Origin of the sequence: Actinomadura rugatobispora (assembly GCF_042656285.1) — a bacterium.
Lineage (GTDB): Bacteria > Actinomycetota > Actinomycetes > Streptosporangiales > Streptosporangiaceae > Spirillospora > Spirillospora rugatobispora.
In genome coordinates, this window is record NZ_JBHSON010000067.1 from 1 (window position 1) to 12,363 (window position 12,363).

Annotated in this window: 4 protein-coding genes; 2 read left to right on the top strand and 2 right to left on the bottom strand. The window is 66.5% G+C overall.

Going from position 1 to position 12,363, the window contains the following annotated elements:
- Both ACFPZN_RS37160 and ACFPZN_RS37165 read right to left on the bottom strand, forming a co-directional pair.
- The coding region (locus tag ACFPZN_RS37160) for an RHS repeat domain-containing protein (RefSeq protein WP_378287178.1) at nt 1-5,289 on the bottom strand (5,289 nt) is incomplete at its 3' end.
- A gap of 694 nt (nt 5,290-5,983) precedes the next feature.
- On the bottom strand, nt 5,984-8,986 hold the full coding sequence (locus ACFPZN_RS37165) for a LamG domain-containing protein (RefSeq protein WP_378287179.1): 3,003 nt from the start codon (nt 8,984-8,986) through the stop codon (nt 5,984-5,986).
- A 396-nt stretch (nt 8,987-9,382) separates the two neighbouring features.
- On the opposite strand from ACFPZN_RS37165, the gene ACFPZN_RS37170 reads away from it, so the two are divergent.
- Complete coding sequence (locus ACFPZN_RS37170) at nt 9,383-10,699, top strand: glycerophosphodiester phosphodiesterase (RefSeq protein WP_378287180.1); 1,317 nt, start codon at nt 9,383-9,385, stop codon at nt 10,697-10,699.
- 115 nt (nt 10,700-10,814) lie between these two features.
- Nucleotides 10,815-12,083: a hypothetical protein gene (locus ACFPZN_RS37175; protein WP_378287181.1), complete on the top strand. Its 1,269-nt coding sequence runs from the start codon at nt 10,815-10,817 to the stop codon at nt 12,081-12,083.
- Nucleotides 12,084-12,363: the final 280 nt, after the last annotated feature.

A 12,363-nucleotide genomic window follows, 5' to 3' on the forward strand; every position in this document is an offset into this window, starting at 1 on the left:
GGTGATGCCGAGTTCGTCGGCTGCGATCTTGGCGAGGACCTTGGCGGCATTGGCGATGCGGGCCTGGGCGCCGGCGACGCGGGCGCGCATGGCGGCCGCCGCGGCCTCGAGAAGCTGGGCTCGGACCTCGGCGGCGGAGGGACCGGAGCTGCGCCTGGGGGCATAGAACCCGGGGGCCCAGCCGTTCGGGCGGCCGACGACCCTGTAGCCCTTGCCGTCCTTGGTGGGCTGGCGGTTGACGCCGTCGCCGTTGAAACATTCGATCTTGCCTTCGATCGAATGGCACATCAGCCCGTCGGGATCGGTGTTGGTGGCCGGGCTGTTGTTGGCGTAGGCGTAGCCGTTCAGTGATTGGGGGTCGCCGGCGTTGAGGATGGGGTCGACGGAGGCGAAGCGCCCGGTTTCGGGGTCGTATTCTCGGGCTCCGAGGTGGAGCATCGAGGTGTTGGGGTCGGGTGTGCCGCCGACGAACGCCTTGTTGCCCGGCCAGTCGGTCGGCGCGGTTCGCAGTTGTCCGAAGGGCAGGTAGCGGCGGCGGGTGATCTCCTGGGTCTTGGCGTCGATGGCGATCTGGGCGCTGCCCTGGCGTTCGGGGATGAGCCAGGACAGTCCTTTGGCGGTACGGACGGCGATGATGGAGTCGCCGTGGCTGTAGTAGCGCGTGCCGGTGACGGTCCCGGAGGCGTCGAGTTCGAGTTCCTGGCCGTCCAGGAAGAGGGTCCTGCTGCCGTCGGCGTCGCGGCGGATGAGCAGATTGCCGTTGGCGTCGTAGAGGTAGCTGCTGGTCTTGCCGTCGGGGTCGGTGACTTTGGCCAGGCGGCCCTCAGCGTCCCAGCTCAGGGTCTGGTCGTCTCCGCCGCGTTGGCGCAGGGTGGTGTTGCCGGTCTTGTCGTATTCGTAGGTGTTCTGCGCGGTGCCGCTCTCGGGGACGCCGGGTCCGCCCCAGGTGGTGGTGACCGAGGTGAGGGTGTGCGGCTGTCCCTTGCCGTTGCCGTCGTAGGTGTAGGTGCTGGTGTGGTCCTTGGTGGTGTCACCGGCCACGTCGTGGTTGGTGCTCTTGGTGCGATTGCCGGTGAGGTCGTAGGAGAAGGACTGCCAGTACGGCTGCGGGCCGCCGACGATCTGACCGGCGTTGTCCTTGGTGGGTTTCTGCCGGCAGTCGTCGGTGGCGGTCCAGGCCTGGGTGAGGCGTGTCAGGTAGTCGTGGTCGAAGCACTGGACGTCGGCGGGCGCGTTCGCGGGCGTGTCGGCGATCTTGGTGACGTTGCCGGCCGGGTCGTAGGTGTAGTTGACGTCGTCGTCGCCCGCGCCGATGTTCTCGCGGTCGGTGCGCGAGCGGGTGAGCCGGCGGGTGGCGTCGTCGTAGTAGTTGGTGAGCCAGGCCCATTTGGAGGTGTGGGTGCCCAGCGACAGCTGGGAGAGTTCGCCGAAGTCGGTGTAGGTGGCGCCTTGGGCGTAGGCGTCCAGGCCGTCGACGGTGGTGAGCTGGCCGAGGCCGTTGTAGCCGTGGTATATCGTCTCGCCGGCGAGGTTGCCGGCGGCGGGCATGCCGAGGGTGTCGATGCTGCCGTCGGCGTTGTAGGTGAGCTTGGTCTGGTAGGTCTTGGCCAGGCCGCCTTCGGCGGCGGGGATGGTGACCTGGCTCTCCAGCGGCCGGTAGGCGGCGTCGTACTTGGTGATCTCCTGCTTGTACGGCTGGTCGCCCACCCAGCGGATGGAGGCGGAAGGCTTGCCGAGGGCGCCGACGACCTTGTCGTAGGTCCATTCGGCGAGCTTGGTCTCGGTGCCGTCGTCGCGGACCTGGTGCTCGAAGGTGCGCCGGCCGAGCGCGTCGTAGGTGAACTTCAGGACGCGGCCCTCGGCGTCGGTGCTCTTGGTCAGGCCCCCTGCGGCGTTGTACTCGAACTGCGCCGGTCCGCGGTCAGGGTCGTCGACCGTCTTGAGGCGGCCGTGCAGGTCGTAGTCGTACTTCCACTGGTTCCCGGCCGGATCGGTGAGGGTCTTCGGCTCACCGGCCGGGGTGTAGGTGTATTTGGTGGCGTCGTAGTCAGCGGGATTGTCGCTGACGACGCCGTTCTTGTACTGGCGTAGCTCGGTCTTCTTGCCACGCGCGTCGGTGAGCGTGGTGGACAGGACGCCGCCCTGCGGTGGCGTGGCGGTGGTGCGGTCGCCGCCGTAGGCGGTGGTGGTCGCCCACTTGCGGGTGGCGAAGCTGTAGAGGGTGCTGGCAGTGGGACGTGCAGCGCCGTCGTAGGTCACCAGGGTTTGGCTTGGGACGGCGTTGTCCTGTACGGGGGTGAGCAGCGTGGTCCCGGGGGCGCCGGTGGTGTCCAGGTACGGAGCGTTGGTCTTCCAGGCCAGGCCACGGCTGTCGTAGTAGGTGTCGGTGAGGACTCGGCCTGAGCCGCTGGCCGGTCCTTGGGTCTGCCGTGCGCGCAGTTGGCCGTCGAAGAGTTGGTAGCCGGCCTTCTGCTGCCCGTTGGGCATCAGTTGTTTCGTGGTGATGACCGTGGGCGCGGTGGTGCTGATCTGGTAGGCGAACTCGGCGTTGGGTGTCTTGTCGGTTGTGCGGCCAGGTCCCCAGGCCTTCACCAGACGCCCGAGGGCGTCGTACTGCATGGTGCTGGTGTTGCCGTTGGCGTCCTTGGTCTGCGTGGGCAGGCCCCATGCGGGTTCGAGCGTCTGGGTGGCGGCATGGTTGAGCGCGTTGGTGACCGTCCGCCCTGTGACCACGCCGCCGGTGGCCGTGTACGTGGTGGTGGTCTTGTTGTTCAGCGCGTCGTAGGTTTCGCTGACGCGGCCGAGGCCGTCGTAGACCGTTCGCGAGGTGGTGGTGTAGGCCGGGGTTCCGTTGGTGTAGGAATCGACCTCTTCTGTCTTGAGTTGCTCGCCGTAGGCCAGGTCGTAGGTGGTCTTGACGTCGGAGACGGCGTCGGTGGGCAGGGACGGGGTCTCGCCGCAGGGTTTGGCGACCGTCCACGACCTGTCGACCAGGCCCCAGATTCCCTTCGCGTCGTTGCCTGTGTAGGTGGTCTTGGTGCACAGGTCGTCCCCGTCACCGACGGTGGTGCCGATGTCCCCCTTGTCCCACTGCTGTTTGACCGTGCCGTCGTCGTTGAAGTCTTTGACGAGTTCGGTACGGCGGTAGGAGCCGGGCGTGCTCAGCGCGGTGCGCGTGCGGATCTTGGCGGTATCGATCCGCCAGGCCTTGTTGCCACCGCGTTCGGCGGTCGGGCCGTGTTCCCAGGGGCTGTTGATCGTGGCGGACAACTCTCCGCCGGACGCCTGCTGGTAGCTGATCTGCTCGCGCAGGAACCCCTGCAACTGGTCGCGGTCGCCGATCTCGGTGCCTTCGGAGTCGGTGACCTTGACCGTTCGGGTCTCCGAGCCGTCGGCCTTGGTACGGTCGCCGTCCATGCCGCGGAAGTACAGCGAGTCGGTACGGGTCTGCATCGTGCCCGGAGCTCCGTGCAGGGTGCGGACCTTGGAGTGGCCGCGCCATTCCGACCAGGTCTTGTAGCGGGCCGGGACCAGGGCGTCGTCGTCGGCGTAGTGCCAGGCGGGCTGGTCGAGGTACTGGTACTGGGTGACCTCGGCGGGCGCGCCGCCGACGTAGTCGGCGTTGTTGACCTCTTTGACCACGTACTTGTGCATCCAGTCCGTGATCAGGTCGTTGGGATCGGTCGCCCCCGGGCGGGTGACGCGCTGCGGGAAGCACAGCCGGGTGTTGCTCGCGGGTGCGGGCAGCGACGAACCCGCGCAGTCGACGTCCGAGTAGGTGACGTTGGTGGCGCCGCCGTGCTCGTTCTCGATGCCGGTGAGGCGCCACTTGATGAACGCGGGCAGGCCGTCGCCGATGCCGTCCACCCGGTTGGGCATCTGGCTGTAGCCGAACTTGATCTTCGGCAGGCTGACGGCACCGCCCGTCACGCCGGCGCCGGTCGCCTTGCCGGTGTGGGTGATGCCGTTCAACCGGAGGGACGGGTCCGAGGTGTCCCCGGCGGCGACGATGGACTGGTCGAAGGTCCAGGTGTCGACCGGCTTGTAGGTGGTGCCGTTCAGCACCTGGGTGGTGATTGCGGCCAGGCGCTTGCGCGTCCAGAATGTGGGTGCGAACTTGTTGGTGCACGTGGCGTCCTTGGCGCAATGCTGGTCGACCGGGACGTCGGGCCAGTTCGCCTTGTTGGCCTCGGTGAACTTGCTGTCGACGCATTCGGTCGCCGCCTTGAAACAGCGCTCCTGGACATCGAAGACGATCTGCTGGGGGGCCTTCGCCGAGAAGATGGTGTCGCTGCGCTGACCGTAGTCGATCCGGGAGAGGTATCCACCGCGGATGTAGAGGGTTCCGGGCTTGGTGACCTTGTTCTTGGCGTAGTAGTTGGTTTCCGTGCCGTACCACAGCGACATCGCGTTGCCTCGCGGGTCGACCACGTAGTCCAGGTTCCAACGCCAGCCCTGGTCGCAGAACGAGTCGGCGAACCCGGAAGACCTGTTGCACGGCTCGTCGGTGTCGTCACCGGAGACGGGGACGGTCCAGGTGGATTTGGTCTCGGGGCTGTTGAGGGCCCATTTGGGGAGCCGGTTCAGGCCGAAGTAGTACTGGGTGCCGTCGGCGACGGTCACCCGCCAGTGTTCGCCGTTGTCGTCCCCGTTGGTGGCCCCGGTGAGCAGTTCGATCTTGGAGCCGTCATCGAGTTTCGGCCGCCAGACCCCGGTGTCCTCGTCCTTGATCAGTTCGGTGGCGGAGCCGTTGAGCGACATGGTCGCGTTGTCGCCGCCCCAGCACTGGTCGCCCGGCGGCGGGTTGCCGGTGTGACCGTCGTCCGGGCACGCCTTGTACTTGCGTTCGATGTAGCCGGGCCAGTAGTCGAAGCCCTCACCCAGCCAGGAGGTCTGGTTGTTGGTCGACGACGTGCGCCCATCGACCGCGGACGAGGAGTACGAAAGGCCGATCTTGGGTGTCGGACCGGACAACGACGGAGGCGTCCGCACCGGGTAGGACCAGGAGAACGCTCCGGACTGGGGAGACACCTGCCAGGTCGCCGACGCTGACAGCGGCGTGGCGGAGAAGTCGCCCGCCGCCCCGGACACCGAGGCGACAGCCGCCAGCAGCACGGGTGCCCCGCCCGCGGGGGCGAGTTCAACGTCCGCGCTCAGCCGGTTGGAATGCGCGTCGTTGCGGGACCGCGGGAGTGCTTGCGGCTGGCACTGCGGGTGGTCGGGCGTGGTCAGCGCACAGTCCGGCATCTTGACCAGCCGGAGGCGCTGTGCCCAGCCTGCGCCTCCCATGCTGCGGAATCCGGAGTAGTCGAGCTGCAACGAGATCGAACTTGCGCCTGAGGATGTGGTGGTGGACAGCGCGGTCGCGGAGGCACCCACTTTGATGAGAGCGCCTTGCACGCCCGCTCGGTCCGCGGTCTTCCGGTCGAGGACCTCGACGTCCACTTTCTCCGGCCGCGCTCCGGGAGCAGGTGTGCCGGCGCGCTGCCCGGCCGGTGGCTGCCCAGGGCCGATCCAGACAGGGAGGTCACCGGCCTGCACCACGGGAGTCGTCCGCTGGGCCGTCGGCTGCCGGTCAGCCTCGGCGGCCTCGGGTATCTCGACGACGGCCTTGCCGGCTTTCGGTCCCCGATCGGTCACCACCGGTCGATGGCCGTTCGAGGTCTTCATCCTGGATGACTTCGCCGGTACCTTGCGCGTCTTGACCGGACGTTGCTGCTGCGTCTTGGGACGCTGGTCACCGCGCGGTGTGGGATAGGCCGAGGCGGGCGTCGTCGCCAGCAACTCCGCGAGCAACGCAAGCGCGATAACCGAGGCCAGGAGGACCTTACGCCACCCCGACCACCAGGCACTGCTCAGCCAGCCACGCACGTTTCCTCCGAGGAAAATCCACGCATCGAGAACGCTGAACGGGACACGGTCGTGCTATCGGCGGTGCGGGCCGGGCATCCCTACCGACCCCGCCGTCCGTTACGGCTGACAATCAGGAGCCGGTCGGCGGAAGCCGCACGTTGGGATTGGCGTCCGCTCTCACCAGGCCCGCGAGCGTCCCGTTGAACGCTCCTGGGTATATGTGGACGTCCTGGATATAGCCGTCCAGGTAGTCGGTGTACTTGTCGTTGTACCAATTGCGCCCGACCTGAACGCTGCCGACAGCGTTCCAGTTCGGGCGGAACCCGTTCGGGTCGACGACATCGGTTTCTCCGACGTTCCTGCCGTTGACGTACAGGCTGAGCGTGCCCTCGTTGGAGTCATAGACCCCGGTGAGATGGGTCCACACTCCCTGTTGCGCCGGATACTCGCCATTGGATATCGACCGGCGCGCCTCGTAGTTCGGATCGGACGGCAGCGCATCGGTCTTGGTCATGAGGAATGACCAGTACCTCTCGGTGTCACTGATGTACTTGTAGTACAGCGAGAACCCGGGGCCATGGTTGCCGGACTGGCTCACCACGACCATGTTGTGCCGGGGCAGGCTCTTCAGATTGACCCACGCCGAGACCGTGAAACTCTGGTCGGTGCGGATCACGGGAACTTTGGCGCTTGGGTTGTTCGGGCAGGAGATGACCTGGGTGCTGGTGTTACCGCATGCGGCAAGGCCGTCGAAGCCGATCGCCTTGCCGAAGCCGGGCCGGCCCTCCGCCCAGAAGGCCGGAGCGCCGAACATGAGCGGACGGTTCTTGCCGGACATGTCCTGGCTCACCCCGCCGCTCCCCTCCCCCATCGTCCAGAAACCGGCGCTCATCTGCGGGCACGGCCGGTAAGCGCCCTCACCACAATCGGGGGCCTGCACATTGAAGGTGTAGGAGAACAGCGAGTGCCCAGTGTTGCCGGCCTGGCTGTATGCCTTCACGTACAGAACGGCAGGGCCGAACTGCGCGGGCGTCACACTGATCCGGGCGGTGCGGTCGGTGTCGGTGCCCGCGGTGACCCGGTTGGTCGGCTGGTCGCTGCCCAGTGACCACTGGTAATAGGCCACGTCGTTGGTCGTCCCGACCTGCGGAGCCTTGATCTCGAACCATCCCGCCCGGTTGATACCGCCGCCCCAGGTGTCCGCCCCGTACACAGGCGCCGTCTCCCCCTCGCCGGCGACCGGAGTGATGGTGACGACCTCGTCGGGCACCGCGGTGTCGACCTTGAAGTAACAGGGGTTGCTCCAGTAGCTGACGCCCTGCTCATCGGTCTGCCAGGTGTCGTACGAGCGAGCCTTGACGTAGTACGTCCCGTCGCTCAGGCTCTTCGACAGATCCTGAGGAATCGCGGTCTGCCACGTTCGGCCCGAGTCGTCATCATGCGTGTCGTGCGGGGCACCGACCTTCGTCATGATCTTGGTGGCGGGGTCGTAGGTTCCCCACTCGAACTCCATTGCCGTCAGCTTCTGCCCCTTGGCGCCGTCAGGATCGGTGCCGATGGCCGACACCACCGGAGCCTGACGCCCCGACATCTTCCCGATCAGCGGCCACGTGGTCGCCGAACACGTTTTGCCATTGACCTTGAGCTGGGACGGCTGGTTCGGGCGCTGGTTGTAGTAGACGGTCAGCTTCGGGTCGAGCTTGAAACGCATCCAGGAACTGTTGCTGTCCTCGCTGCCACTGGGTGCCTTGAGCCCCAGCGCCAGATTGTTCCATCCACCCGCCGCCGCGCGCCGGGTCGCGGCCAGCGCGTTGAACTCCAGCGACTTCGATCCGCAGTTGTCATGGCCCAGCGACGCGTTCTGCACGTCTTGCCTGACCAGCCAATGGTCGGATCCGGTGAAGTTGTTCCAGGTCTCGTTCCCGTTGACGGTGTAGGTCTGCCACAGTTCCACGTCGGGCTTGGCCGTGCAGGACCAGTCCGGAGTCCAGGTACCGGTGATGGAGAAGACCGCCTGCCCGACGAAGGAGCCCTTGGGCAGTGGGTCGACATCCATGAGGAACAGCGAGCGGATCGGCCCCGCGCCGTTATAGCTGCCCGACCTGGGCGGGATCGGGTCCCCGTCGCTGTACTTGCAGGAGTTGTCCCAGCAGACATTGCTGGGATATGCCTTGTCGATGTAGCCCCAGTGATTCCGGCCCTCGGTGAAGTCGGGGTCGATGTAGACGGGGAACCTGGTGGCCGGGTCCGTGAGCATCCGCTGATCCGGAGCGATGCTGATCGAGTCCGGCCCGATCTTCGTGGGCATCTCGACCGCGGGCTCGTCCGAGGCCGACACCGTGGTGCCCGACCGTTGCGCCGGTGCCGCACCACCGGAGTCCCACATCCTCGGCGATCCGGCGTGGAAAATCCGCCGGCCTGCCTCGTCGACGGCGTCGACGCCGTTGTGGCCGTCCGAACGCAGCGACACACCCTGTGTCCGCGTGCTGAAACGGATCTCGGCGAGCGCTGCGTTCTTGGCGGCCTCGGCGGTCTTGACGACCAGAACCTCGCTGTAGCCGAACACGGTCGCCGTGACCTTCAGGTCCACGTCCGGAAGCACTGACGCATAGGTGGCGGTCGCGCCGTTCACGGTCGGCTCGGGCAGCTCTCTCGTCCAGCCGAGCTGGATCGAACGAAGCCCGCTGCGGTCCGTGAAGGAGATGAGGGGCCCGCTGCCTCCTCCGGAGAATGCCACCTTCGCCGGACTCGCGACCGGCTCCAACGCGCCGTCGGAGCGCCGCTTGAGCGTGAGGTCGATTCCAGTCCACGACCCATCCGCGCGCCGTACACGCTGAGGAAGGCCTGTCACCTCCAGCTTGGCGCTGCCATCCGGGTTGACCCAGGTCGTCGAGGTTTCCGTGCGCAGTGCCGTCGCCTCAACGGGCTTCCCCGTTCTCGCCGCCTCAAGGCCGGCCGCCGCCTCCGAACCCTCGGGCGGCGCCGGAGGACCTGCTTCGGCGAATGCCGGAACTGTGGCGGCGGCCTGCAAGAAGGCGCCAGCAATACCGGCGACGAGCAGGAAGGCGACCGACCTGCGGCTAGTCCGGCGAGTGCGTGCGAAGCGACTCGGGATCCCATCGACTGCGGACACTGCACCCCCACCAAGGAGAACAGAACATGAAGCCCAAGCGACAGGATCCGACTTGAGCAGCGTGAACGTATCAAGCAGTGATCAAGTTCCCCAGAGGGCGATCTTGTGACATAGGCCACATGACCAATCGTGTGTCCACCGGTAAACCAAGTTGCCGATCAAGGAGTCAGGAAAAGAGGTATGCCATCCCGGCTGTCGGCTCGATAACAATTCAAACCGGCCGGTGCCGGCCACCCTTGAACTGGAGCCACCGGCTTACACTCCACGTTCGTGCGCCTCACATCCGTTGCGGTCGTCGCCGCCTGCCTGTCACCCCTGCTGGTCGTCGCCCAAAGCACTGACGGAAACGCATCCGCGTACACCCGGGCACGCATCAATGAACTCCCGCAACGCTTCGTGATCGCACACCGGGGATCAGGCGCTTTTCTCGCCCCGGAGAACACCACGGCAGCATTCGACCGGGGCGTGGCCGACCCCGACTCGCACATGCTGGAATTCGACGTCCAGGTACTCAAGGACGGCGCCGGGGCCGTCTGGCACGACCCCACCGTCGACCGCATCTCCACATCCACCGGCCCGGTCACCGATCTCGACAGCGCCGCGTTCAAGAAACTGGTGATCGACCCGCGTTCCTGGTTCGGCGGCACCGCCGCCGACACCCATCCTCTGCTGCTGAACGAACTCCTGGACCGTTACGCCGGCCTCAAGCCGCTGCTCGCCCACCCCAAGGACACCGCCGCCATGCGGCTCACCATCGACACGCTCACACGACGCGGTCTGCAGAACACGGTCCAGGTCCAGACCTTCTCCCGCTCCGACGCCGTCCTGGCACGCCGGGCCGGATTCACCGTCCAGGTCATCGTCGGAAACGCGCAGCAGGCCGCCATTGACACCCCGGAAGCCATCAAGGCCGACGGCATCGACCGCGTCTCCCTGTGGCAGGGCCTGCCCGACAGCACCATCAAGCAGTACGTGACCGCCGGACTCGTCGTCACCTGCTACGACGTCAACCGCCATTACCGCCGCGACCAGCTCTACGCCCTCGGCGTCCGCGGCATCGACAGCGACGACCCCACCTACGCCCGCGGTGACCATGCCCGCTACCGCCGTGCCGGCGACCCGTTCGCCACCCAGAACTGGTGGTACGGCCACCTCGGCCAGGTGCAGGCCGCCAACCGGCTCGCCGCCGCCCATCCCGACCGCGGCTCCTTCACCGCCCCCGACTGGTGGGGCGTGCCCCGCGGCAGCTACCCGATGTTCGTCCGCCAGGGCTGGGCCTCACCGGTTCCCAAAACCTACGAGCTGCGCGTCTGGATGAAGTTCACCGCTCTCGGAGCCGACAAGACACGTGGGGGCGGTGTCTACTTCTCCGCCGACCGCGACCACGCCTTCACCGACGCCGCCGCGGATCCCCACAACGCCGGATACAACCTCATCCTCCGCCAGAACGGCCAACTCCAGCTCTACCGCAAGGAGCCGAGCAGGACCGTCCTGCTGAAGAGCATCAACACCAAGGCCCCCGTCACCGGCACCTTGGCCAAACTGCAGATCAAGGTCACCGGAACCGGCATCTACATCCGCCGCTACGACGTCACCTCACCCGGTGCCACCGTCAACGACGCCAAATACCGCGGCCCCTACCTCTACCTCGGCCGATCCGCCTACGCGGGTCAACAAGGCCCTGGCCTCACCTTCAAAGCCGTCTACAAGTAGCCCCTCCCCGGCAGGTGGGAATCGTTCGGCGGCCGTGGCCGGCGCCGGGCCCCCCGAACGTCGGGTCAGGTTCCACTGAGCCGTACAACCGCCGAACGTCATGAAAGGACGTGGCTTGTATCAGGTCAAGGGGTTGCGGAGCCTCATCCGGACCGCGATCGTTGCACTCGTCATCGGATACCCCGGTCTCATAATGCCGGCCAATGCCGAGATGCGGGGATCGCCTGCTTGCCATCCGGCACTCGTCGGCCTGGAGTTGCCGAGCGAGAAAGTGCACTCGGGCGCTGCGGCACAAGGCAAGGTACGGCTGGATTGCGCGTCGCGCCGGGCCGTCACCGTGGCACTGGCCTCCGCGGACCCGACATGGGTGAGCGTGCCGCACAGCGTCACCGTCCCGGCCGGTGCCACCGAGGCCACCGTTCCCATCGGCACGCATCAACCGGACTACATCTACGGACCGTTCAACGTCGCCGTCACCGCGACCTTGCATGGCCAGGAACTCAGCCGACCGCTTGAACTCCAGCCCGGCCTGAAGTTCCTGTCGACCTCCAGTTCCGTCATAAGCGGCGATGCCGTCTGGCTCGACGTGGGCCTGAACGGCACCGCCCCTGAAGGCGGCATCACCATCACGCTGGAAAGCGACAACGACGCGCTCCAACTGCCCACGTCCATCACCATAAAAAGCGGAACTCTGGGGACTGCAGGCTCCTTCGGCAGGACCGTCCGTATTCCACAGGACGCCAACGTCACCGTCACCGCCAAACTACCGGGCCAGAACAGGTCCTCCGTAATCGCACTACGGGCGTGGACCTACGACCCTGGCGACTGGAGTCTGACCGGTCCGCAGGAGATGTACGGGAGCGGCGCATACGGTATGACCCTCAACCTACCCAACCCCGTCCCGCACGGGGGCGTGGAAGTCACTTTCTCCTCGGACAACCCGCGGCTCGACCTTCCCAGTTCCCGGACGCTGAACGAAGGGGTCGGCGGCACACTGAACTTCCAGTTTTCAGCGCCCTACGATATTGACGGCAATGCCACTGTCACCGCAGACATCGAGGGCGTCGGAAGCCGCAGTTTCAACGTTCGCGTACGGCCGGGTATCAAGGACGTCGAAATACCCTGGCCGCTGTACGGAGGTCAGACGTTCCAAGGGACAATCCATTTGGGCACCACTACCGATGTGCCCCTCACCATCAAGCTGAGCAGCGACAACCAGGTGCTGCAGGTCCCCGCGGAAGTGGTCGTTCCGGCAGGTAGCGCTTCAGCCGTCTTCACCGGCACGACCGCCGCTGTGGACGCGTTCGATTTCGCCACCCTGACCGCCCAACTGGACAGGTCACGCCTTGACCGGGACGTCTTCATCGATCCCCCGCCCTCCTAGGAGCCGTCACCTAACGCTTGTGATATCGCGCCCGGGGCGGGTGTGGGGGCAGCCATCCCCCGTGTAACTCCATGGCCACTCGGCTGGAGGAGCACCTCGCGACTCCGGTCATCCTCCCTGCGGCCGCGGCCGGCCTACGTTCTCGATCATGAATACACCGCCCTGCATTCACTGAACGGCTTGGCGTCGACGGCATCCGCGTCCTGCGCCGTGCTCGACTCGGCGGACTCATCCAGGCATGGGGTGACAGAGTCATCGGCACCGGCAGGCCCGGCCGGAG